The organism is Ensifer adhaerens, from assembly GCF_000697965.2.
Taxonomy (GTDB): Bacteria; Pseudomonadota; Alphaproteobacteria; order Rhizobiales; family Rhizobiaceae; genus Ensifer; species Ensifer adhaerens.
Map to the genome: position 1 here is coordinate 645,553 of NZ_CP015881.1, position 24,233 is coordinate 669,785.

Consider the following 24,233-nt stretch of genomic DNA (forward strand, 5'->3'; position numbering starts at 1 on the left):
CATAGAGCATTCTGGAGGAAGAGCATGCACCCGGTTTCCTACCGTCTCGAGGCGTCCTGGCAGCCGGATGGCGGGCCGTTCGGGCGGTTTACCTTCACGCTGTTCAATTTCTCCGGCGCGCCACTTTCCGGCTTCAGGATCGTCTACACCTCGCTCACCCGGGTGATCGATCCCAAGGCCTGCGACAATGCCGTGTTCCTGCGCCGTAACGCCAATTTTCACGAATTCGCGCCGCCTGCGGGGCTGACGATCGAAAACGGCGGGAGCTGGACCTTCACCGTCAGCGGCCTGCACCGCAACGCGCGCCACTGCACCGACGGTGCCAAGTCCGCCTATCTGACGCTTGCCGATGGTGGTCACGTGCCGGTCGCTGTCTCCGATCTGTTGCTTGAAAATGCCGTCAGTGAACCGCCGCCGGTGCGGCTACCGGACGGCAAGCTCGATCAGCCCTATGCGTTGCAGCCCTGGCCAGCGAAGCTTGAGCTTCGTCCTGGAGACGGTTTTCCAGTGGTGCTCTATCCGGCGGTCGGCTCGACGGGCGAGGATGTCGCTGCCATCGATACGGTTCTGGCGATGTACCATCGGCTGTTCCCTGCGGGCCACGCCCCCTTCAGCCTGGCAGCCTCGAAGCAGGGGCGGGCGATTGTCTTTACCGCCGACGCTGGTCTTAAGGCTGAGGCCTATCGGCTCGACCTCTCTGAGACCGAAATCCGGCTTAGCTTTGGCGGCAGCGCCGGCCGGCAATATGGTTTGACCAGTCTGGCCCAGCTTCTGGATGGGGCACGCAACCATCCGGAAAAGTTCCGCTTTCCGGCGAGCGGCAAAATTTCGGATGCGCCGCGTTACAGCTGGCGCGGTTGCCATCTCGACGTCTCCCGCCAGTTCTACCCGACGGCGGATGTGGCGCGGCTGATTGACATTCTCGCCTGGTTCAAGCTCAACGTTTTCCACTGGCACCTGACCGACGACGAGGCCTGGCGCCTGGAGATCAAGGCCTACCCGCAGCTGACGACGCTTGGCGTCCTGCGCGGGCCGGATGAGCCGCTTCTGCCGCAGCTTGGTAATGGCGCTGAGCCTGTCGGCGGCTTCTACAGCCAAGCGGACGTGAGGGCGATCGTCGCGCAGGCGACGGCGCTGCATGTCGATGTCGTGCCGGAGATCGATATCCCTGGCCATAGCACGGCGACCTTGGTGGCGCTGCCGGATCTGACAGACGGTCAGGAGGCCCCGGAGAGCTACCATTCGGTTCAGGGCTATCCCAATAACGCGCTCAACCCGGCCGTTGCCTTTACCTACGAGTTTCTGGAGAAGGTCCTCGACGAAATGGTCGAGCTTTTCCCGAGCGCCTACATCCATATCGGCGGCGACGAAGTGGCGAACGGTTCTTGGCTCGCTTCGCCGCTGGCCAAGAAGCTGATGGAGCAGGAGGGCATCTCCGGCACCTTCGCGCTGCAGTCCTATTTCCTGAAGCGGGTGAAGCAGATGTTGACGGCGCGTGGCCGCAAGCTCGCCGGCTGGAACGAAGTGGCGCATGGCGGCGGTGTCTCGACCGAAGATACGCTGCTGATGGCCTGGGAGCGGCCGGAGGTCGGCATCGAGCTCGCCCGCGAAGGCTATGACGTGGTGATGACCCCCGGCCAGGCCTATTACCTCGACATGGCGCAGGCCGATGCCTGGCAGGAGCCAGGTGCAAGCTGGGCCGGCACGGCGACACCCGCCCACACCTACGGCTACGAGGCCGAGGGCGAATTCCCGGACGAGCTGAAGGCCCGCCTCAGAGGCGTGCAGGCGTGCATCTGGTCCGAGCATTATCTTTCGCGCGGCTACTTCAACCGGCTCGTCTTCCCGCGGCTTCCGGCGATCGCCGAGGCGGCATGGACACCGAAGTCGGCGAAGGACTGGCTGCGCTTTGCGGCCATCGCGCCGCTCAGCCCGAACCTCTGAGAGGAACGCTCATGCGCATCGCCGTTGGTGGCATCCATACCGAATGCAGCACCTATTCGCCTGTTCTGATGACAGAGGAAGATTTTCGCGTTCTGCGCGGCCAAACGCTGCTGGACGCCGAGTACTTCAGTTTCATGAAGGCCGAGGGTGTCGAGCATCTGCCGCTTTTGCATGCCCGCGCCGTGCCCGGCGGCCCCGTGTCGCGCCCAACCTACGACGCCTTCAAGGCCGAGTTCCTCGAAATGCTGCGTGACGCGCTGCCGATCGACGGGCTTTATCTCGCCATGCATGGCGCCATCAAGGTCGACGGGATGGACGACGCCGAAGGCGACTGGATCTCCGCCGCCCGCGCTGTCGTCGGTCCCAATTGCCCGGTGGCGGCGAGCTACGACCTGCATGGCAATGTCAGCCAGGAGATCATCGACCAGCTCGATATTTTTGCCGCCTACCGCACCGCGCCGCATATCGATACGCCGGAGACCATGACCCGTGCCTGGTCGATGCTGGTATCTGCGCTGAGAGACGGGACGCGCCCGGGCATCGCCTGGGCACCGGTCCCGGTCCTGCTTCCCGGCGAATGCACCTCGACCGAGGACGAGCCGGCAAAGTCGCTCTACGTGCAACTGCCCGAGATCGATAAGCGGCCGGGCGTTCTCGATGCCAACCTGATGGTGGGCTACGTCTGGGCCGACGAGCCGCGGGCGACCGCCTGTGCGGTCGTAACGGCCACCGACAGGGCGGCGGCCAAACGGGCAGCGGAAGAGATTGCCGCGGGCTACTGGTCGGAACGTCGAAACTTCCGCTTCGGTCCGGTCACCGGACCGCTCAACGAAATGCTGGATATCGCCGAGCGGGCGACGACGACGCCGATCATTCTTGCGGACTCCGGCGACAACCCGACCGGCGGCGGCGTTGGTGATCGCGCAGACGTGCTGAAGGCGCTGCTCGCCCGCGGCTGGCGGGGCGCGTTGATCGCCGGCATCACGGACCTGCCGGCGGTCGAAGCCTGCTTTGCCGCTGGGGTCGGCGAAACGTTGATGCTCAAGATCGGCGGCAGCCTCGATCCGGCAAGCCCCCGTGCGGAGATGCTGGCCGAGGTCGTCACGCTGGATGATCCCGGGCCTGCGAAAGAGCGGCAGGCGGTGGTGCGGGTCGGCGCGATCGATGTCGTTATCGCGGCACGGCGCAGGCCCTACCACAACATCGAGGACTTCCGGCGGCTGGGCCTCGACCCTGAGGCGGTGCGGCTGCTCGTCGTCAAATCGGGCTACCTGTCGCCCGAACTGGCGCCGATCGCCAACCCCAACCTGATGGCCCTGACTGAAGGGGTCGTCAATCAGGACATCCAAGGGCTCGCGAGCCTCCGCCGTCAGCGGCCGGCCTACCCCTTCGATCAGGACTTTTCCTTTGAACCCGTCGCCCGCTTTTCGGCGCGTTGGTCGAGCGGCGCCTGAGACATGCTTCGCACATTTCCTACCCGAGTTTCGGGTAGGGGCTTCCCTCAAAGCACCGCGCGTCGTTCGACGCGCATGGGCGCTGAAACGCCTTAGCCTTCCGCATAACACCGTCCTTAAATCGATCACAATTTAAGCGATTGTGCGATATCCTCCACCCGCTTCGCGGACACATTCTAGCATGACCTCCACCATTCTCAGCGCCATGCGCAACCCGGCCATGCGGATCAGCATGCTGGCAATCTTCCTGTTCGGGTTTGCCGGTGCGGCCACCTCGCCCTACCAGTCCGTCGTCGGCATCAACGAGCTGGGGCTCAGCGATGCCGTCTATTCGCTGCTGATCCTGCTTGCCTCGACGGTGAACGTCATCGTCAGTGTTTCGATCGGCATTCTGGCCGATCGCGTCGGCAACTACCGGCTGCTGATGTCGACGGCGATCTTTTTCGGCGTTGTCGGCTACGGCATCGTCTATGTGCTCCCGCATCAGATGAGCTTCGTCGTTAGCGTCTTGTTGCTGTTGCCGATCTACGGCGCGGTCTACACGCTGCTCTTTGCCAATGTGCGCAGCATCGCCCGGCGGATGAGCGGCCATGACGCCGCCTCGCTCACGACGGGCGCCCGCGCGGCCATATCAGTGTCCTGGGTTCTGGTGCCAGGACTGGTCGGCTTTGCACTCGCCGGCGGCGACAGCATGCTGCCGGCCTATCTGCTCGCCTGTCTCGGCTGCCTCGCCAATCTGCTGATCGTCTATTTTAAACTGCCCAACGAAAGCGGGGCCGACGCATCGCTCGGCAAGCGGTTTTCTTACTGGACGTCTTTTCGGGAGATCCTGGCGCCAGGGATTTTCCTGCGCGTCATCGCCGTTGCGATCATCACCTCGTCGCTGCACGTCAACGCCGCCGTGCTGCCCCTGATCATGACTGACGAGATCGGCGGCAGCGTCACCGATATCGGCATCATCGTTGGGATCGTCGCTTTCCTCGAAGTCGTGTTCATCTTCGTCTGGGCGCGCATCCAGCTGAGCCTTGTTCCATTCAAGGCGCTGGCGCTCGGAACCGCGATCTACATCGGCTACATGGTGCTGCTCGGCTTCTCGACGGCGACCTGGCAGATCTACGCGCTCACCTTGATCAGTGCCTTTGGTGCCGCCGCGTTGATCACGATCCCGATCAGCTACCTCCAGGACCTGATTGCCGACCGCCCGGGCCTCGGAAGCTCATTGCTCGCCGTGAACCTCTTCCTGAGCGGCGGCCTTTGCGCCGGGCTTTTTGCGCTCGGCACGCGGATCAGCGACTATTCGGGCACGGCGCTGCTTGGCGGCGCCGCAGGCCTTGCCGGGCTGGTGCTGCTGCTCGCGCTCGACGGCGATAAAACAGGGAAGAAAACATTCCGCCGCTCGTGAATTAGTCCCAGGGCTCATCGACAAAACTGCAGGTGAACTTTGTCTGGTTGTCCTGGAGACATCTCTTCTTTTGATCGGCGAGGATCATGATCCTCGCGAAGAAGCGCGAAAAGTCGGCCTTGCTGGAGGTAAACGTGGCTATCCCCAAAGCGTGCGCCTGGGCCTGCGCCACGCAGGTCGCCAATTCCTGATCGGGGACATCGCTGTTTGCAACGATGACAGCGCGGTCAAATCGCCCTTCCGCGGAATAGTTCACGGCGGAAGCGCAATTTGGTACGCCAGTTGCTGCAGTATCGTTCAGCAGCCGCTCGTAGTAGGGGTCGAAGCCGAAATCTTCAATTTTGCTGACGTCGACCCGGCCATTCTTGACGACATCCTTTCTGAAGATCACGCCGATGGTGTTTCTTCCGAGGCCCGGTTGGGCCTTGGTCTCAATTCCGGCGGCCATGGCGATCATTTGAATTGTCGAGAAGACCACGTCCCTCTTCTTGGTCTCCCCTTGGCTCATTCCGACGCCAATAAATTCCGGGAAGGCGGTAAAGTGCCGTTCTCCGTTGCGAACAGGGCCGAAGAAACTCACGTTTTGAGCGACCGCAGACGAGGCAACAAAGACGCTCGCAAGAAGCCCGGTGGCAAACATAAGATGTCTAATGGTTCTTCTCCCGTACCCGCCCCAGCGCATGAAGCCTTCTCATAAAAAACCAGCGCTCGCGTGAGCGAACAGAGATGTTCTGCAACGCGTCGCCAGCAATGCGATGGCATCTCGATTTTTCTAGCATTGCTATCAACAGCTGCAAGGCGCCGGAGCGAGGAAGACGCAGTCCTGACGCTAGTCTCATCAAAAAGTGATTGGGGCGCCTTTCGGCGCCCCAATCAGTATGTCCGTGAGTATGTCGGTCGAGAGCGGATCAGTTGCCGAGAATGCCCGGCAGGCGCAGGCCCTTTTCCTTGGCGCAATCGAGCGCAATGTCGTAGCCCGCATCGGCATGGCGCATGACGCCGGTTGCCGGGTCGTTCCAGAGCACGCGTTCGAGGCGCTTGGCCGCATCGTCGGTACCATCGGCGCAGATGACGACGCCCGAATGCTGCGAGAAGCCCATGCCGACGCCGCCGCCGTGGTGCAGCGACACCCAGGTGGCGCCCGATGCGGTGTTGAGCAGGGCGTTGAGCAGCGGCCAGTCCGAAACAGCGTCCGAGCCGTCCTTCATCGCTTCGGTCTCGCGGTTCGGCGAGGCGACCGAGCCGGAATCGAGGTGGTCGCGGCCGATGACGACCGGCGCCTTCAGTTCGCCGTTCTTGACCATTTCGTTGAAGGCGAGGCCGAGGCGGTGGCGATCGCCGAGGCCGACCCAGCAGATGCGCGCCGGCAGGCCCTGGAAGGCGATGCGCTCACGTGCCATGTCCAGCCAGTTGTGCAGGTGCTTGTTGTCGGGAAGCAGTTCCTTGACCTTGGCGTCGGTCTTATAGATGTCTTCGGGATCGCCGGACAGGGCCGCCCAGCGGAACGGGCCGACGCCGCGGCAAAAGAGCGGGCGGATATAGGCCGGAACGAAGCCCGGGAAGGCAAAGGCGTTTTCGAGGCCTTCTTCCTTGGCCATCTGGCGGATGTTGTTGCCGTAGTCGAAGGTCGGGATGCCCATGTCCTGAAAGGCGATCATCGCTTCGACGTGGTCGCGCATCGAGGCGCGCGCGGCCTTTTCGACGGCCTTCGGATCGCTGACGCGCTTCTCCTTCCACTGGCCCATGGTCCAGCCCTTCGGCAGGTAACCGTTGACCGGGTCGTGCGCCGAGGTCTGGTCGGTGACCATGTCGGGACGGATGCCGCGGCGGACCATCTCCGGCAGGATTTCGGCGGTGTTGCCGAGCAGGCCGACGGACTTGGCTTCGCCGTTCTTCGTCCAGCGGGCGATCATCTCCATCGCTTCGTCCAGCGTCTCGGCCTTTTCGTCGAGGTAGCGGGTGCGCAGGCGGAAATCGATCGAGTCCGGGTTGCATTCGACGGCCAGGCACGAAGCGCCTGCCATGACGGCGGCGAGCGGCTGGGCGCCACCCATGCCGCCGAGGCCGCCGGTCAGCACCCACTTGCCCTTAAGGTTGTCGCCATAGTGCTGACGGCCGGCTTCAACGAAGGTTTCGTAAGTGCCCTGAACGATGCCTTGCGTGCCGATATAGATCCACGAGCCGGCCGTCATCTGGCCGTACATGGCGAGACCCTTCTTATCCAGCTCGTTGAAGTGATCCCAGGTCGCCCAGTGCGGCACGAGGTTGGAGTTGGCGATGAGAACGCGGGGCGCATCCTTGTGGGTGCGGAACACGCCGACCGGCTTGCCCGACTGCACCATCAAGGTTTCGTCGTCGTTGAGGTCCTTTAGCGTCTCTACGATCTTGTCGAAATCGGCCCACGTGCGGGCGGCACGACCGATGCCGCCGTAGACGACCAGCTCGTGCGGGTTTTCCGCGACGTTCGGGTCCAGATTGTTCATCAGCATGCGAAGCGGCGCTTCGGTCAGCCAGCTCTTGGCATTGAGCGTGGTGCCCTGAGGGGCGCGCACGTCGCGAATATTGTGGCGCGGATTGTTGATGGTCATGCCTCGCTCCCTGTCAGTGTCTTGAGGTCAAATGCGATGGTTTCGATGCGGTTCAGGATCGCACCCAGCGGCTTTCGCAACAGGGCGGATCGTGTGGCGTCGAGCGCGAAAGGCGGCTCTTCAGCGGCGAGATGGGTCGATTGCGCGAGCTCCATCTGGATGGCATGCACGCCGGTTTCCGGGCGGCCATAGTGGCGGGTGGTCCAGCCGCCCTTGAAGCGGCCGTTGAGAATGCTGCTGTAACCTTCCGCAGCGGCAGCGATTGCGGCCGTCGCCTTCTCGATGTCAGGCGCGCAGGTCTTGCCCATGTCGGTGCCGATGTTGAGATCCGGCAGCTTGCCTTCGAACAGGAACGGAATGCGCGAGCGGATCGAGTGGCAGTCATAAAGCACGACCACGCCATGGATCGCCTTGACCCGCTCGATCTCGGCGGCAAGGGCCGCGTGATAGGGCGCATGGAATGACCGGAGCCGTTCGGCGATATCCGCTTCAGTCGGTGCCTCTCCGTCCTTCCAGATCGGCTTGCCGTCGAAGTCCGTTTCCGGGATCAATCCGGTCGTGTTCTGGCCGGGATAGAGGCTGACGCCCTCGGGATCGCGGTTGGCGTCGATCACGTAGCGGTGGAAGGTGGCGCGAACGACGGTCACCTCCGGCAGCAGGCCATCATAAAGTTGATGGATATGCCAGTCGGTATCGGCGAGGATCCGACCGTTATCGTTCAGCCGATCCCAGATCGCAGCCGGCACGTCGGTGCCGGTATGCGGAAAGCCGAGAATGACCGGCGAGTTGCCTTGTCTGACTTCGACGACCGCCATTTCAGGCCTCCAGGCTTGGCAGGATACCGGCGGAGACGGCGGCGTTCAGACGGCCCGAGGCGATGAGGTCGCCGGCGGCCTTGAGGTCGTTGGCCATGTAGCGGTCCTCTTCGATCGTCGGCGAGACGGCGCGAAGGGCGGCAGCGGCCTTCTGTAATTCAGGGCTCGTGGCGAGCGGCGCGCGGAATTCGACGCCTTGGACGGCGGTCAGTGCTTCGATGCCGACGATTGAGAACAGGTTCTCGGTCATCTGCAGCAGGCGGCGCGCGCCGTGGCAGGCCATGGAAACGTGGTCTTCCTGGTTCGCCGACGTCGGCGTCGAGTCGACAGACGCCGGATGCGAGAGCTGCTTGTTCTCCGACATCAGCGCCGCCGAGGTGACTTCCGCGATCATCAGACCAGAGTTCAGGCCCGGCTTCTTGGCGAGGAAGGCCGGCAGGCCGTAGGAGAGAGCCGGGTCTACGAGCAGCGCGATGCGGCGCTGCGAGATCGCGCCGATCTCGCAGACGGCAAGGGCGATCTGGTCGGCGGCAAAGGCAACCGGCTCGGCGTGGAAGTTGCCGCCGGAGACGACCGAGTTGTCTGAAAGAACGAGCGGGTTGTCGGTGACGGCGTTGGCTTCGGTTTCAAGCACGCGGGCGACCGAGCGCAGCAGATCGAGGCAGGCGCCGTCGACCTGCGGCTGGCAGCGGATGCAATAGGGATCCTGCACGCGCTCATCGCCTTCGATGTGGCTTTCGCGGATTGCCGAGCCGGCAAGCAGCGCGCGGAGAGCCGCGGCCGTATCGATCTGGCCGCGATGACCGCGCAACGTATGGATATCCGGATGGAAGGGCGCTGACGAGCCCATGGCCGCATCGGTCGACATGGCGCCGGTGATGAGTGCCGCCTGTGCGGCACGATGGGCGCGGAAGAGACCGGCGAGTGCCAGCGCCGTCGACGTCTGGGTGCCGTTGATCAGCGCAAGGCCTTCCTTGGCGGCCAGCACCACCGGTTTGAGGCCGGCGGCGGACAGCGCTTCGCCGCCGGACATGCGACGGCCTTCGAAATAAGCTTCGCCGTGGCCCATCATGACTGCGGCCATATGGGCGAGCGGGGCGAGGTCGCCGGAGGCGCCGACCGAGCCCTTTTCGGGAATGACAGGGATGACGCCCTTTTCGAGCATGGCTTCGATCAGCCGCACGAGTTCGAGGCGGACGCCGGAGGCGCCGCGACCGAGGGAGACGAGCTTCAGCGACAGGATGAGGCGAACGACGTTCTCGGCGAGCGGCTCGCCGACTCCGCAGCAATGTGACAGGATCAGGTTGCGCTGCAGCGTTGCAACGTCGGCGCTGTCGATCTTGATCGAGGCGAGTTTGCCGAAGCCGGTGTTGATGCCGTAGACCGGCGCGTTACCGGCGACGATCTCGGCAATGCGGGCGGCAGCCTTGTTGATGCCGGCGTCAAAGGACGGATCGAGGCGGGCCGGCTCGCCGGACCAGTAAATGGTTTCGAGATCGCGGAGGGGCACGGAGCCCGGGTGTAGAGTGATGGTCATTGACCGATCCTTTGCCCTCTAAAGATGCGTTCATGAAGCGGATTGAAGCCGATGCGGTAGACGAGCTCGGCCGGATCCTCGATGTTCCAGATTGCCAGATCGGCGGATTTTCCGACTTCGATCGTGCCGGTTTCGGCCAGTAGGCCAAGCGCGCGGGCGGCTTCGCGCGTCGCACCGGCAAGGCATTCGGCAACCGTCAGCCGGAAGAACGTCGCCGACATGTTCATGGTGAGAAGCAGCGAGGTCAGCGGCGAGGTGCCGGGATTGCAGTCGGTGGCGATCGCGATACGCGCGCCGGCATCACGCAAAGCCTGGACCGGCGGCAGGCGCTCTTCGCGCAGCGCATAGAAGGCGCCGGGCAAAAGCACGGCGACCGTACCTGATTTGGCCAGGGCCGCAGCCCCTTCGGCGTCGAGATATTCGAGGTGGTCGGCCGAAAGCGCGCCGTAGGAGGCCGCGAGCTTTGCGCCGCCAAGGTTGGAGAGCTGTTCTGCGTGCAGCTTGACCGGCAGGCCGAGTGCCTTGGCGCGGTCAAAGACGCGGGCGATCTCGGCAGTCGAAAACGCGATGCCCTCGCAGAAACCGTCGACCGCATCGACCAGGCCTTCGGCATGGGCGGCGTCGAGGCCGGGCAGCACGACATCGGTGACGTAGTCATCGTTGCGGCCCTTGTAGTCCACAGGCGTTGCGTGTGCGGCGAGATAGCTCGTCATAACGCGCACCGGCCGCAGCGTTTCGAGTTTGCGGGCGGCACGCAGCATGTTGAGCTCGGCCGTGACGTTCAGTCCGTAGCCGGATTTGATTTCGACGGTCGAGACGCCTTCGGCAAGAAGCGTGTCGAGCCGCGGCAGGGTGCTTTCGACAAGCTGGTCGACGGTCAGCGCATTGGTCGCCTTGACCGAGGAAACGATGCCGCCACCGGCACGCGCAATCTCTTCATAGGTGGCGCCTTCGAGGCGCATCTGGAATTCGCGGGCGCGGTTGCCGCCATGAACGAGATGGGTGTGGCAGTCGATGAGAGCGGGCGTCACTACGCGGCCCTCGTAGTCCGTCGCTTCAAGGCTGCGTGCGAGGTCGGCGGGCAGTCCGCTCTCCGGCCCGGCATAGGCGATACGCCCATCGACGACCGCAACGGCCGCATTCTCGACGAGGCCAAGACCGTCAACGGTTTCGCCAAGCGTCACGAGACGCACATTGCGCCAGATGCCGGATGTCTGCCTGCGGGTCGAGAGTTCGTTCATCAGGTCGCCTCCACTGAATATAATGTATATACATATTAATTCGCTCCACAAGGGGAAATTTATGGAGCCTGCGGAAAAGGAAAGGGTGATCGGCCGAGTGAAACAGAACGGGGGCTTTGAGGAGATGACCGTAGAACTCTGATTTCTCGGGAATTTCTCACCCCGGGTTCGTCATCACCGCAGGCAAAAAGAAAAGGCCCCGAGCCATGAGGTTCGGAACCTTTGTCTGTGTCCTTGGAATGGGGATCGCGACGCGTGCCCGCGAGCCGAAATCCTGCCGGGCCGCGAAAACAGATCACGCTAAACCGCGTGATCCGCCTTAGTGCGCAGCCGTTCAACCACCTCGACGAAGCGATTTCCGGCAATGTCGAGGCGACCGCTGTTGTCGATCACGCTGACATCCGGGCCTGAGGTCACGTCTGGAGCCTGGCGGCTGAGGCGTCGCAAAACTTCCTCTTCACTTTCGCGGCCGCGTTCGGCAAGCCGCTTTGCAAGCACAGGCGTCTCGGCTGTAACAACGACGACGGCGATCTCGCCGAAGGCTTCGCGGAACGCCGGCAGGGCACCACGGCTGCCATTGACGATCGCCGTCATGCCGTCCCTGACATTCCTGAGCACGACGACGGGGATGCCGTATTTCAGCCCATGCGCATCCCAGAAAACGGCGAAGGCGCCGTCCTTCTGCATCTCGACGAACTCGTCTTCCGAGACGCTTTCATGTACCTCACTGCCGGCATCCGACGGACGGGTAATGACGCGGCGGACGAAATGCACGTCGTGACAATCCGCGAAATGCCGGGCGGCAAAGCCCATGACGCTGTCCTTGCCGGCGCCGCTCGGTCCAACAACGACGACAAGCGCGCCGCCCTGGTTGTTCGCGCTCATGCGACACGCCGTCCTTCGCGCCAGACGGAGCGCACGACCGGGATGCCTTCCTTGCGATGGACGCGAGCGATATCGGCGCGAAGGCCGACGCCGATGCGGCCGCGGTCATCGAGACCGACGGTACGCGCCGGCGTCGACGTCACCATGGCGATTGCCTTTGGCAGGTCGACGGCGTCGAGTTCGTCGGAGAGCACGAAGGGGGCGTGGATCAGACTGAAGGGCACATAGTCCGACGACAGCACGTCGAGCACGCCGCGCTCGGCGAGATCGCGGGCGGCGATGTTGCCGGAGTGCGACTTGCCGCGCACGATGTTCGGCGCGCCCATCAGAACGCTGAGGCCCGCGCGGTGCGACGCCTCGGCGGCCTCGAAGCTCGTCGGGAACTCCGCAAGCTTGATGCCGAAGCCGATCGATTCCTCGACGTGGTCGATGGTCGCGTCGTCATGGCTGGCGATCGTGATGCCGCGGGCCGCACAGGCCTCGGCGAGCGCGGTGCGGTGCGGACCGGCATACTTGGCCGACAACGCCTGCTGCCGCTCGACGAAGCGCGCGAATTCTTCGTCCGAGAAGCCGCGCTTGGCTTTATAGTAGAGCGTGTACTGGTCCATCGTCTGGAACTGGCGCTGGCCCGGCGCATGGTCCATCAGCGAGACGAGCTTGACCTGCGGATCGTTCTGGAAGTCCTCGTAGTGTTCGAGCACGTCGGACGTTGAAACTTCGCAGCGCAGGTGGATCAGGTGATCGGCGCGAAGGCGACCCTCTTCCTTGGCCTGGGCCAGCGCGTCGGCCATGCTGCGCATCTCGCCCTTCTGGAAGCCGCCATCCTCGTCGGAGCCGAGACGCAGGCAGTCGAAGACCGTGGTGATGCCGGAGGTGACCACCTGTGCGTCATGGGCCTGGATTGCCGCGATCTTCAGCCAGCGCACGCCCGGGCGCGGCGAGTAGTGGGCTTCGAGGTGGTCGGTGTGCAGCTCGATGAGGCCGGGGATCAGATAGTCGCCTTCAAAGTCCTCGCCGCTGGCAACCGTGCCCTCGGAAATGTCGGCAATCTTGCCGTCGCGGATCAGCACCGAACCGTCGAGGATACTATCCTCGAGGACGATGCGGGCGTTGGTCAAAACCTGTTCTTTGCTCATCTCATGCGATCTTTCGTTGGGTGTCGCTGCCGAGCGGCAGCAGGGAGCGGACAGTAAAGGGTGCGCCGCGCTCCGGTTCGACGAAGAGCGCGACTGACGTGACGTGAAGTGGCTTGCCGATATGCTCGGCAAAGGTGGTTTCGAGCGCGGTACGCATCACGCCGCTGGTTTCCGTGGGCACCGGGCCAGTCAAGGTCAGGTGGAACTGGAACTCTTCGAAAACATAGGGATAGCCCCATTCTTTGAGGTAGCGCCTCTGGCGCTCAGGCAGGCTGTTTGGCTTGCGGCGGGCAAAGTCGGCGTCCGACAGCGGCGCGCGGAACGGGTCGAAGCGGTGAACGGCGTCTTCGGCCAAATCCAGCAGGTCGACGCAAGGCGCGGACGGCACGAGTCCGAAGAACGGGCCCAACTGGTGCAGCACGATTTCGGGGATCTCGAACGGGTCGAGGTCGGCGGCAAAGCACTCGAAAATACTTAGGAGCTCGTCTTCGTCCCGGCCTTCGGCAAGCTCGAAGGGAGCCTTCAGCGTACCGTGGAAACCGTAGCGCCGCGGGTCAGCCGTCAATGTGCGTTGCGTCTCTTCGTCAATCCCGGCGATCGTCGGAAGCGTGAGGTCCTCACCGGTAAAGGCGTCGCGCCCCAGCCAACGGGACGCGACCTGCGACAGCCGGTCGTCCGCCGGCGGCGCGAAATAGATGGCATAACGCACGGTCTTCACTTTCTTGTAGCGACCGGCCCGCCAGGGCGGCGGGTCGATTGTTTGCGGGATGCGATGCGCAGCTAGCCGATTTCCATGACAACATCATGATGGCGGACACGCAAATGCTTGGCTGTCGTCAATGTGCCTTGCTGCCCATCAGGCGCGAACGGCACGCGTTCGAGATGCTGTCGAAAATAAAGACAACCAGCAAGATCAGAAGCACCATATAGGCGACATTTTCCCAATCGGAATTGGTACGCATCGCTTCCCAGAGTTTGAGGCCGATACCGCCGGCGCCGACGGCGCCGATGATCGTCGCCGAGCGAGTGTTCGATTCCCAGAAGTAGAGCGCCTGGCTGGCAAAAACCGGCAGCACCTGCGGAAGCACGCCGAAGCGCTGCACGGCAAGCGGCGTCGCTCCGACCGACTTCACGCCCTCGCGCTGCTTGTCATCGATGTTTTCCAGCGCCTCGGAATAGAGTTTGCCGAGCGTACCGGTGTCGGTGAAGAAGATCGCGGAGATGCCGGCAAGCGGTCCGGGGCCGAAGGCGCGGGTGAAGAACAGTGCCCAGATGAACATGTCCACCGACCGCAGGAAGTCGAAGAAGCGCTTGACCACCTGGTTGGTCAGGAAGCTCGGCGTGATGTTTCTGGCGGCAAGGAAGCAGAGCGGGAAGGCGATCAGCGACGCAAAGAGCGTGCCGACGAAAGCCATGACAACCGTCTGCAACAGCTTCGTCCAGACGTCCAGATGCTGCCATTCGGCGTTATAGAGGATGTTGTTCCAGGCGAGCGAAAGGTTCGAACGCGTCGGGTCGATCTGTTCGCCGGATGTGATGAGCGCGACGACCTCGCCATAGCTTTTGCCGAAGAAGGGCGAGTTGGTGTCGAACAGGAAGTTCGCCCAACCGAAGAAGCGGTTGCGGACGGAAACCTCGTCGCCTTCCACTTCGGCCCACCCGGTGGCGCCAAAGGCAAGCACGATCTTTTCGCCTGGCCGCTTCTGTGTCGCCCAGGCGGGCAGTTGGCCCTGCGGCCTCACCGTGTCGGCGCCGTCGACGGTCATCACAAACGTGTCGCCGCCGTGGGTAGCCTTCACCAGACCATCGGCGATCTCGATCCTGGTCGAGCGGTCGTAGGTTACGACGACGCGCGTCAGCACGTCTTCCGTCCGGGTTTCGACACGGTTCTGCGTTTCGGCAGCGGCTGTGCCACCGAGCGCGGAGCCGGGCGCCATGAAGCTGAACGACGAGCTTGCCTTCGGCTTGACCGCCTGCGCGGTGGAGGCCGGTATCGCGACCTGGCGCGTCACCGTCTGCCTGTCGAGCTCCACCCAATCCGGATTGGGATTGGGCCCGAGCGGCGAATTGCGCTGATAGTTGAGACGCATCGTCCGGTCGGGGGCGACGTGGATTTCCGGGCGTACCTCATAGGAAACCCAGTCGGCGAGGTAGGTGCCAGCGATGCCCCAGTTGGCATTGCCGAGCACGTGGCCGATCGAGAAGAACCACCAGCTGAAGATGAGGTAGGCGACGACGCCGCCGGCGATGGCTGCGGTGCGCACGCGGCTGGAGGTCGAGGATTTGAGGAGGTCGGGATGGCGGCTCGCGATCGCGTCCATTTCCATCGGGTTCAATCGTGTGGTCGTGGTCATGGTACGCACCTACTGGGCAAGCTGGAAGGCCTGCTCGCCAACGAGGCGGCGGCGAAGCCAGGCGGAAAACTGGTCGACGGCAAAAATGGTCGCAAACAGCAGGAGGACGATTGCAAGGGTCTTGGCTTGGTGTCCCTGGCCGATCGAAAGGCGCAGCAATTCGCCGATGCCGCCGCCACCGACGGCGCCGATGATCGTCGAGGCGCGCACGTTGATCTCGAGGCGCAGCAGGAAATAGCTGGTGAAATTGGGCAGCACCTGCGGCACCATGCCAAACCAGACGCGCTCGATCCAGTTGCCGCCGGCAGCCCGCAGGCCCTCGTCCGGCTTCATGTCGGCGTTTTCGACCACTTCATAAAAGAGCTTGCCGAGCGCGCCGATCGTGTGGATCGAGACAGCGGCGATCGCCGGAATGGGGCCGAGCGAGAGGATCGCGAGGAAGAAGCCGGCTATCACCACCTCCGGAAAGGCCCGGAGAACTTCCATGATGCGGCGAACGATGCCGCGGATCCACGGATTGGGCATCAGGTTGCGCGCGGCAAGGAAGCAGAGCACGAAGCCGAAGGCCGTACCGATCACCGTCGAAAAGATCGCGATGTTCACGGTCTCCAGCATCTTGTGCACGTATTCGGGGATGTAGATGCTTTCGGTCAGGTACAGCCGGCCCTCGGGGTAGTTGTACTTGAAGCTGCCATCGTCATAGGGCGAGGGCAGGTCGAACATGGCGCGGAAAATTTCTAGCCCGTCGCGCGGCGCGAGATCGCCGACGAAATCGAAGAAATGCGGCAAACGGTCGAAGAACTTGCCGGCATTGGAATCGTTGGCGAACCAGAGCGAGCCCGATAGCGCCAGGAGGAGAACGCCGGAGCCAAGCCAGGAATAGAGCCGGCGGCGGGAACTGAGTTCCTGCCAGTGACGCTCGATGACGGCGCCGTTGTCGCTCAGATGTCGCGGGAGCAGGGAAGTTGCCATGACCGTTCCGGCTTTCGCCGGCCTCTTGAGCATTTCCAGGTAAAGTGCGAAGCGGTTTTCCGCCCCGGAAATGCGTGAAAACAATGCGGCGAAGGATGCGAAAGCACCCCTTCAAACAGTGAAACGCTGGCCGTTTGGGCGGCCAGCGTTCCCGAGTGGTGCGGGTCTATCAGCCGCCGATCGTCGCCTTGCGGGCGTCGATGATCGGCTTGTAGAAGTCGGCGTTGACTTCAGTGTAGCCGGTGAAGTCGCCGCCCTGGATGGCCGAGAAGCAGGCCGCGTCGGTCTTCGGCAGGTCCAGCATGAACTGCTTGAACTTCGCCTTCATGTCGTCGTTCATCGTGTTGCGCACGACGATCGGGCCGTTCGGGATCAGCGGCGACTTCCAGAGCTCGACCAGGTCGTTCATGTCGAGGATGCCCTTGTCGACCATCTTCTTCAGGTTGCCCGAGGTGTAGCCGTCCTTGAATTCGCCGACGCCCGAGCCGAAGGTCGTGCCGGCATCGAAGGTGCCCTTGACGACTTCGAGAACGAGGTTTTCGTGACCGCCGCCGAAGCCGGTTTCACCGAAGAATTCCTTGACCGGGGCGCCGATCGCTTCCGGGAGCGTGACGAGCGGGACGAGGTAGCCCGAGGTCGAGTCCGGGTCGGCAAAGCCGAGCTTCTTGCCCTTCAGGTCTTCGATCTTGGTGATGCCGGAATCCTTGCGGGCAACCATGATCGAGTGGTAGCCGGTCGAACCGTCGGTCTGAACGGTCGTCAGGATCGGCTCGACGGCGTCAGCCTTGGCGAGGTAGATCTTGGCGTAGCCGGAAGCGCCGAGTTCGGCGTAGTCGAGCGTGCCGCCGAGCAGGCCCTGGATGACGCCGTCATAGTCGGCGGCCGGGAACAGCGAGACCTTCTCGACGCCAATGGCGGCCGGCAGCTTGTCGACCAGGCACTGGAAGTTGCGCAGGCGGTCGGCTTCGTTTTCGCCGCCGAGGATGCCGATGCGGAATTCCTTCAGGTCTTCAGCCTGGGCGTGGCCGACGAGGGCGAGGAGCGCTACGGCGCCCAGAAGAGCTTTCTTCAGCATAAGGTTCTCCCGTGTCCGGCTTGGCCGGATCCTATTGGGTTTCAAAGAGGTGCCCTTGACGCGGGCTTTCGATCATGGCGGGCGTCAGATGCCGGCCAGTGCCAGCGGCTTGAGGCCGGCCGATGCCGTTTCTTCCTGCGGTACTGCCGCCGGAATGTTGATGCTGGTGGAGGTCATCGATTCCTCGATGCCTGTGTCGGCGCCGTAGATCTCGGCAACCGCTGCCGCGGTCAGATCCTTGGGTTGGCCGTCGAAGACGACGCGGCCATGCGCCATGCCGATGATGCGTTCGCAATAGTTGCGGGCGGTATCGAGCGTGTGGAGGTTGGTGATCACCGTGATGCCATCGCGCTCGTTGATATCGCGCAGCGCATCCATGACGATCTTGGCGTTCAGCGGGTCGAGCGAGGCGATCGGCTCGTCGGCAAGCAGAACCTTCGGCTGCTGCATCAGCGCGCGGGCGATCGCGACGCGCTGTTGCTGGCCACCGGAAAGCGTGCCGGCCGGCTGGAGCGCGGTCTGCTCGATGCCGAGGCGCTCAAGTGCGCCGATCGCCATGATGCGTTCTTCGCGGGTAAACATGTTGAGGATGCTCAAGACGGTCGAGCGGTGGTTGAGACGCCCGAGAAGCACGTTGGTGAGCACGTCGAGGCGCGGCACCAGGTTGAACTGCTGGAAGATCATCGCGCAGTCGCGCTGCCAGGTGCGAAGGGCAGCACCGCGCAGCGACGAAACTTCCGTGCCATCGAAGACGATCGAGCCGGACGACAGATCGACGAGGCGGTTGATCATACGCAGAAGCGTCGACTTGCCGGCGCCCGAGCGGCCGATCACGCCGACCATCTGCCCTTGCGGTATGTCGAAGGTAACCGAACTCACGGCTGTCTTCTTGCCGAACTGGCGGGTTACATTCTTCAACTGAAACATGTCTAGCAGGTCCTCTTCCGGGGAGACCGGTCATCGGTATGACCCTGCCATATCGGCGCTTCATGAAGCCGGAATGTCAGTTTGTTGTAAGTTCTGTTACAGTTCACAGCCCCGCATGTTTGGTTAACAAAATTTGAATGGCTGCGCGCAGGCGCCTGCGCTCCCCGTCAACTTCAAGGGGCGCGCATCAACATCGAGCGGATATCTGTGGTCGGAGCCGCCGTCGCGGCGCAGGACCGGCGCAGTTGCTAGCTCTGTGGACCGGGGTCCAGCGTCGCGCCGGGAATATAGAGCGCAATCGGCCGGATCTCGTAGATCGCGGTCGGATTGGAGCGGCGCAATTCGCGCGCGGCGTCAACTGCCGCGTCGATGGCCGGGAAGTCGACGACGTAGAGGCCGAGCAATTGCTCCTTGGTTTCGGCGAAGGGGCCATCGGTGACAATGCCTTCGCCCTTGCCCCTCAGCGTCACAGCACCTTCGGTAGGCCCGAGCCGTGCGGCCGGGCCAAAGGCCTTCTGCTGGACGAACCGGTCATGAACTTCAAGCAGGTCGGACATCAGCGCTGCGTCCTCCTCCTCGGTCCAGGATTCGACGACGCCTGCTGTATGGTAGGCCAAGATTGCGTAATACATGAACCGTCCTCCCGCGCGTATTCGTGTCAGGTTTTGCCGGCCGCATCAACGCCTCGTCGTGCGGACGGCGTCACCGAGCGTGCCACCGGAGTGGGGCGCGTGTTCAGCGGATCAGCCCCAGGCCGCCGCAGCCCAGCGACAGGCCTGCCTGGCAATCCGAGAACGGCGCTTGATCTCGCCGCGGGCTGCTGCGTCGCGGGCCCTCCAGACGGGGCCGCGCGCGAGCGAGCGGGCAACTTCGCGCCCGGGTAGATATCTTCGGCTGAGCGCGCGAAGGCCTTCATCGATCGCGGCATTGCCGAAGACCTCGTCACAGTCGTATTTCGACCCCGGCGCGGCCCGCAGTATCGTGCTGGGCGTGGCCTTCCTCGCCTGCGGCCAACTCTGCTCGGGCTAGCGTTCCAATCGAGCCGGGCTGAACTTTACGGCATCGAGGCCGATCGCTTCGAAGGCCTCGGGCGCTGGTGCACCGACGAGGAGGCTTGCGGCGAATGCGCCGAGCGCCGGTGAGGTGAGGATGCCGTAGCCGCCCTGGCCGGCGAGCCAGAAGAAATCCGGTCGCTCGCGGGCAAAGCCGATCACTGGAAGCTTGTCCGGCGAGAAGCTGCGCATGCCGGCCCAACTCTTGAAGATACGGCGCACCGGCACGGTCGTTGCCTCCTCGACGTAGTGCGCAGCCCAGGCGACGTCGATCTCCTCCGGCTGGACGTCGGTCGGATCGCACGGCGTTGCGTCGGCGGGCGAGGAAAGCAGCCGCCCGCCTTCGGGCTTCATGTAGAAGTCTTCATCGATCTCGTTGATTTCGGGCAGCGTCAGCGCGTCGATGCCTTCGGGCAGGTCGACGGTGATTGCGGTGCGGCGATGCGGCACGATGCCGATGGGGGCGACGCCGAACGATTGTGCGACGGGATCGGCCCAGCCGCCGGCAGCATTGACGATCGTCTTTGCACTGACTTCGCCGGCACTCGTCGCCAGCACCCAGCGGTCGCCGTTCCGGCGCGGCGCCAGCACGTCCGAGCGCTCGATAATTACCGCGCCATGGCGACGCGCGCCCCGGACGTAACCCTGCAGCAGGTTCTCGACTTCGATGTCCCAGAATTGCGGATCGTAATAGGCCGCAGCCACATAGTCGCGGCGCAGGATCGGCACACGCGCGATCGCCTCGTCGACGGTCAGCCGTTCAATTTCGGCGTTGGCACGGCTCTCCGCGGCAAACACCTCTTCGAACCGGGCAACTTTCTCGGCATTGGCGATCATGACGCCACCGCGCTGCTTGAGCAGCGCCACTTCGGAGAAGCCCTCAGGTGGATTATCGAAAAAGCCCTTGGATATCGCCGCCAGCGCACAGACCTCCGGCGCGTTATAGCGCAGCACGAACTCTGCCGCCGAGCGGCCGGTGCTGTGATAGCCGAGCCCTTCTTCCCGCTCGATCACCACGACGGAGCGATGCGGTGCCAGGAAATAGGCAAGCGACAGGCCGGCGATTCCACCGCCAATGATCGCCACGTCGTAGTCTTGCATGTCCGCCTCCGTTAGTTGTCGGCCGGACCATAGGCAAGGCGTCATCTGTGTTCAAATTTATAACTGGAAAGGTGGCTATCAATCCTGATGATGGTCGGCCCGATCGTCGAGGCAGTGGTCCAGCGGCTCCGTATCGGCCACATGGGCAAGAAATGCGGCCTCTGCCGGATTGAGGATCGCATTCGGATTGGAGATGCGGAAGACATCGGTGCTGGGCAGATCGCTATAGGGCGGCAGCTGCCACAGTTGGCCCGCCGCGACGGCTGGCGATGCCAAGTGATCCGGCAGCATGCCGATGCCGACATTGGAGGCGATCAGCCGCATCACCTCCTCGACATTGCAGGAGACGGCGCGGACCTGCTGGCCAAAAGACCCGATCGCGCGCACGGCGGTTACCGAGTTCATGTGCTGGCCGCCCAAAACGTCGGCGATGAAAGCGATATAGGGATTGCCCCTGAGGTCGTTGAAGTCGACACCTTCGACCCCGAAAAGCGGATGGCTTCTGCCGCAATAGAGCGCATAGCGCTCGCGCACGTGAAACCGCCTGTTCAGCCAGTCGGAAATGTTGCCGTCGCATAGGCCCATGGTCGCAACATTGCGCTCGACGGCGCTCAACACATCCACGGTAGTTGCGACCGTGACCGACAGCGTGACCTTGGGGTGCAGGCGAAAGAAGCTTTCGAGCTTGCGGTCCCAGGCGGGATTATGCGCGTGGCTGACCGAGTGGATGTTGAGATGGCCGGTGATCTCCTCGCCGGCGGTTTCAAGAACATTCGGCAGGCGGATGACGGCTGCGAAGATATCGCGGCACTGCGCATGCAGGCGCGCACCGGCGTCGGTCAGGTTGAAACGCCCGGGACGCCGGTCGATGAGTTTCTGGCCGACGGTTTGCTCCAACCGCTTCAACGCCATGCTGACGGCCGGCTGTTGCAGGAGCAACCGGTTGGCGGCGGCCGTGATGCTGCCTTCCTCGACGAGCACGACGAAGGTGCGCAGCAGATTCCAGTCGAGATTGTGGGCAAAGCGTTCGAGGCGGTCATTGGCCATGGTCGTGGCTTGCTTCTGATCTCTGGCGTTGAACTGGCCCTTTGTTCTGCAAGGAGGGAAGCGGAGCGAAGGACGTCCGTTCTTGTCGTCATATTCCAGCGAATTTGCAACATGGGCTGCTCGATGGCGAGGGAGGGGCCATTCCCCGGACGCATGAGGCGGTGCCTCAATTTCGTTTGAAACGGCATGCACCCCTTGCGATAACGTGAGCCGAATAATCCGATGGGAGAGAAACATGGCCGGCAAGACGCAATTTCAATGGGATGATCCGTTCCTCCTCGACGATCAGTTGACCGAGGACGAGCGTATGATCCGCGACACCGCGCGGGCCTATGCGCAGGACCGGCTGCAGCCGCGCGTCATCGACGCCTACCGCGAAGAATCGACCGATCCGGAGATCTTCCGCGAGATGGGCGAGCTCGGTCTGCTCGGCGTCACCGTTTCCGAAACCTATGGCGGCGTCGGCGCTTCCTACGTTGCCTACGGCCTCGTTGCCCGCGAAGTCGAGCGCGTCGATTCGGGCTACCGCTCGATGATGAGCGTGCAGTCGTCGCTGGTGATCTATCCGATCTATGCCTATGGTTCTGAGGAGCAGAAGCAGAAGTACCTGCCGAAGCTCATCAGCGGCGAGTGGATCGGCTGCTTCGGCCTGACCGAGCCGGACGCCGGTTCTGACCCGGCCGGCATGAAGACGCGCGCCATCAAGACCGAGAGCGGCTACCGCCTCGTCGGCTCGAAGATGTGGATCTCTAACGCACCGATCGCCGATGTCTTCGTTGTCTGGGCAAAGTCGGAAGCGCATGGAGGCGCCATCCGCGGTTTCGTGCTCGAAAAGGGCATGAAGGGTCTGTCCGCCCCGAAGATCGCCGGCAAGCTGTCGCTGCGGGCGTCGATCACCGGCGAAATCGTCATGGACAATGTCGAGGTCGGCGAAGAAGCGCTGCTGCCGAACGTCGAGGGTCTCAAGGGCCCGTTCGGCTGCCTCAACCGTGCCCGCTACGGTATCTCCTGGGGTGCGCTCGGCGCTGCCGAGTTCTGCTGGCATGCGGCGCGTCAGTACGGTCTCGATCGCAAGCAGTTCAACCGGCCGCTGGCGCAGACGCAGCTCTTCCAGAAGAAGCTTGCCGATATGCAGACGGAGATCACGCTCGGCCTGCAGGGGTCGCTGCGCGTCGGCCGCCTGATGGACGAAGGCCGCATGGCCCCGGAAATGATCTCGATCGTCAAGCGCAACAATTGCGGCAAGGCGCTCGACATCGCCCGCATGGCCCGCGACATGCACGGCGGCAACGGCATCTCGGAGGAATACCAGGTCATGCGCCACATGGTGAACCTCGAGACCGTCAACACCTACGAGGGCACGCATGACGTCCATGCGCTGATCCTCGGTCGCGCCCAGACCGGCCTTCAGGCCTTCTTCTGAGCGGTGCCGTCATGGAAACGCCGCTGAAGGGCATTCGTGTCCTGGAATTGGCCCGCATTCTGGCGGGCCCATGGATCGGCCAGACGCTGGCCGATCTCGGTGCCGACGTCATCAAGGTGGAAAGCCCGGCCGGCGACGACACCCGCACCTGGGGCCCGCCCTTCGTTGCGGACGAGGAAGGCGAGAAGCTCGATGCCGCCTATTTCCACGCCTGCAACCGCGGCAAGCGCTCGGTGGTGCTCGACTTCACGACCGAGGAGGGGCAGGAGGCCGTGCGCCGCCTTGCCGCCCAGTCGGACGTGCTGCTTGAGAACTTCAAGGTTGGCGGGCTTACGAAATACGGGCTCGACTACGAGAGTCTGAAGAAGATCAATCCGCGGCTGATCTACTGCTCGGTCACTGGCTTTGGCCAGGATGGTCCCTATGCGCACCGCGCCGGCTACGACTACATCGTCCAGGGCATGAGCGGCATCATGGACCTGACCGGTGAGCCCGATCGCGAGCCACAGAAAATCGGCGTCGCCTTCGCCGATATCTTCACCGGTCTTTACGGCGTGATTGCCGTGCAGGCAGCACTTGCCCAGCGCGAGCGCACCGGCGAGGGGCAGCAGATCGACATGGCGCTGCTCGACTGCATGACGGGCGTGCTTGCCAACCAGGCGCTCAACTTCCTCGTCTCGGGCAAGGCGCCGCGCCGGCTCGGCAATGCGCACCCGAACATCGCGCCCTATCAGGTCTTCCCGACCTCGGACGGTCACCTGATCGTCGCTGTTGGTAACGACCGGCAGTTCGTGAAGTTCTGCACCCTGCTCGGGCGTTCGGATCTTGCGACCGACGAGCGTTATCTGACCAACGCGCTTCGCGTGCAGAACCGGGACACGTTGACGCCGGAACTCGCCGCCGAAACCGCGAAGATCGAGCGCGACACGCTGTTGAAGTTGCTGGAAGATGCAGGCGTGCCCGGCGGACCGATCAACACCGTTGCCGACGTCTTTGCCGATCCGCAGATCGAGCATCGGCAAATGCGTGTGGATACGCCGCATTCGGGGGCCGCTGCCGGTACGTCGCCCGGGGTCCGGACGCCGATCCGGTTTTCGGCCGCCGAGCTTGCGCTCGAGCGTGGCGTGCCGCGACTTGGAGAGCATACGGCCGAGGTGTTGGCCGAAATCGGGATGGACGCGTCGAAGAGCGATTAACGCGACGTGAGACGCTGAGTGTCTCGTTTAGGCGTGACCTGAAGAAAATAGCGAAAGCCCTGGAAATCGGAGAGATTTCCAGGG

Annotated in this window: 20 protein-coding genes; 5 read left to right on the forward strand and 15 right to left on the reverse strand. The window is 63.3% G+C overall.

Going from position 1 to position 24,233, the window contains the following annotated elements:
* Positions 1-24: 24 nt before the first annotated feature.
* From FA04_RS22580 to FA04_RS22590, 3 genes are all read left to right on the forward strand, one after another.
* Positions 25-1,944 carry a beta-N-acetylhexosaminidase gene (locus tag FA04_RS22580; RefSeq protein WP_034799563.1) on the forward strand — a complete coding sequence of 640 codons (1,920 nt, stop codon included), beginning with the start codon at positions 25-27 and terminating at the stop codon, positions 1,942-1,944.
* Between the two features lie 11 nt (positions 1,945-1,955).
* The gene (locus FA04_RS22585; protein ID WP_034799565.1) at positions 1,956-3,398 is read left to right on the forward strand and encodes a M81 family metallopeptidase; all 1,443 of its coding nucleotides are present in this window, start codon (positions 1,956-1,958) and stop codon (positions 3,396-3,398) included.
* Positions 3,399-3,579: 181 nt separating this feature from the next.
* Positions 3,580-4,800, forward strand: coding sequence for an MFS transporter (locus FA04_RS22590; protein WP_034799567.1), 1,221 nt, complete (start codon positions 3,580-3,582; stop codon positions 4,798-4,800).
* 1 nt (position 4,801) lies between these two features.
* Here FA04_RS22590 and FA04_RS22595 read toward each other — a convergent pair whose 3' ends face one another.
* From FA04_RS22595 to FA04_RS22665, 15 genes are all read right to left on the reverse strand, one after another.
* Positions 4,802-5,440 carry a hypothetical protein gene (locus tag FA04_RS22595; RefSeq protein ID WP_034799569.1) on the reverse strand — a complete coding sequence of 213 codons (639 nt, stop codon included), beginning with the start codon at positions 5,438-5,440 and terminating at the stop codon, positions 4,802-4,804.
* 268 nt (positions 5,441-5,708) lie between these two features.
* Entirely contained in the window at positions 5,709-7,382 is a 1,674-nt protein-coding gene (gene hutU, locus FA04_RS22600; RefSeq protein ID WP_034799763.1) for a urocanate hydratase, read from the reverse strand.
* A 2-nt stretch (positions 7,383-7,384) separates the two neighbouring features.
* Complete coding sequence (hutG, locus tag FA04_RS22605) at positions 7,385-8,203, reverse strand: N-formylglutamate deformylase (protein ID WP_034799571.1); 819 nt, start codon at positions 8,201-8,203, stop codon at positions 7,385-7,387.
* Between the two features lies 1 nt (position 8,204).
* The gene (gene hutH / locus FA04_RS22610) at positions 8,205-9,740 is read right to left on the reverse strand and encodes a histidine ammonia-lyase (RefSeq protein WP_034799573.1); all 1,536 of its coding nucleotides are present in this window, start codon (positions 9,738-9,740) and stop codon (positions 8,205-8,207) included.
* Complete coding sequence (hutI, locus tag FA04_RS22615) at positions 9,737-10,981, reverse strand: imidazolonepropionase (protein WP_034799575.1); 1,245 nt, start codon at positions 10,979-10,981, stop codon at positions 9,737-9,739. Before hutI ends, hutH begins: the two co-directional genes overlap by 4 nt.
* 300 nt (positions 10,982-11,281) lie before the next feature.
* Positions 11,282-11,866 carry a phosphonate metabolism protein/1,5-bisphosphokinase (PRPP-forming) PhnN gene (gene phnN, locus FA04_RS22620; RefSeq protein ID WP_034799577.1) on the reverse strand — a complete coding sequence of 195 codons (585 nt, stop codon included), beginning with the start codon at positions 11,864-11,866 and terminating at the stop codon, positions 11,282-11,284.
* Complete coding sequence (locus tag FA04_RS22625; protein WP_034799579.1) at positions 11,863-13,002, reverse strand: alpha-D-ribose 1-methylphosphonate 5-triphosphate diphosphatase; 1,140 nt, start codon at positions 13,000-13,002, stop codon at positions 11,863-11,865. Before FA04_RS22625 ends, phnN begins: the two co-directional genes overlap by 4 nt.
* A 1-nt stretch (position 13,003) precedes the next feature.
* Positions 13,004-13,711, reverse strand: a complete 708-nt coding sequence (locus FA04_RS22630) for a DUF1045 domain-containing protein (protein WP_034799581.1) — start codon at positions 13,709-13,711, stop codon at positions 13,004-13,006.
* Positions 13,712-13,838: 127 nt separating this feature from the next.
* The gene (gene phnE, locus FA04_RS22635; RefSeq protein WP_034799584.1) at positions 13,839-15,356 is read right to left on the reverse strand and encodes a phosphonate ABC transporter, permease protein PhnE; all 1,518 of its coding nucleotides are present in this window, start codon (positions 15,354-15,356) and stop codon (positions 13,839-13,841) included.
* A 9-nt stretch (positions 15,357-15,365) separates the two neighbouring features.
* A complete protein-coding gene (gene phnE / locus FA04_RS22640; RefSeq protein ID WP_034799765.1) occupies positions 15,366-16,328 on the reverse strand; it encodes a phosphonate ABC transporter, permease protein PhnE in 963 nt (320 codons plus the stop codon).
* Positions 16,329-16,497: 169 nt separating this feature from the next.
* On the reverse strand, positions 16,498-17,403 hold the full coding sequence (phnD, locus tag FA04_RS22645; protein WP_034799586.1) for a phosphonate ABC transporter substrate-binding protein: 906 nt from the start codon (positions 17,401-17,403) through the stop codon (positions 16,498-16,500).
* An 84-nt stretch (positions 17,404-17,487) separates the two neighbouring features.
* The gene (gene phnC / locus FA04_RS22650; RefSeq protein WP_034799588.1) at positions 17,488-18,330 is read right to left on the reverse strand and encodes a phosphonate ABC transporter ATP-binding protein; all 843 of its coding nucleotides are present in this window, start codon (positions 18,328-18,330) and stop codon (positions 17,488-17,490) included.
* Positions 18,331-18,578: 248 nt separating this feature from the next.
* On the reverse strand, positions 18,579-18,962 hold the full coding sequence (locus FA04_RS22655; protein ID WP_034799590.1) for a YciI family protein: 384 nt from the start codon (positions 18,960-18,962) through the stop codon (positions 18,579-18,581).
* A 393-nt stretch (positions 18,963-19,355) separates the two neighbouring features.
* On the reverse strand, positions 19,356-20,483 hold the full coding sequence (locus FA04_RS22660; RefSeq protein ID WP_034799591.1) for an NAD(P)/FAD-dependent oxidoreductase: 1,128 nt from the start codon (positions 20,481-20,483) through the stop codon (positions 19,356-19,358).
* 78 nt (positions 20,484-20,561) lie between these two features.
* A complete protein-coding gene (locus tag FA04_RS22665) occupies positions 20,562-21,530 on the reverse strand; it encodes a LysR family transcriptional regulator (protein ID WP_034799593.1) in 969 nt (322 codons plus the stop codon).
* A gap of 235 nt (positions 21,531-21,765) precedes the next feature.
* Between FA04_RS22665 and FA04_RS22670 the strand changes: the two genes are divergently transcribed.
* Positions 21,766-22,953 carry an acyl-CoA dehydrogenase gene (locus FA04_RS22670; protein ID WP_034799596.1) on the forward strand — a complete coding sequence of 396 codons (1,188 nt, stop codon included), beginning with the start codon at positions 21,766-21,768 and terminating at the stop codon, positions 22,951-22,953.
* 11 nt (positions 22,954-22,964) lie between these two features.
* Positions 22,965-24,149: a CaiB/BaiF CoA transferase family protein gene (locus tag FA04_RS22675; protein WP_034799598.1), complete on the forward strand. Its 1,185-nt coding sequence runs from the start codon at positions 22,965-22,967 to the stop codon at positions 24,147-24,149.
* The last annotated feature ends 84 nt before the right edge of the window (positions 24,150-24,233 follow it).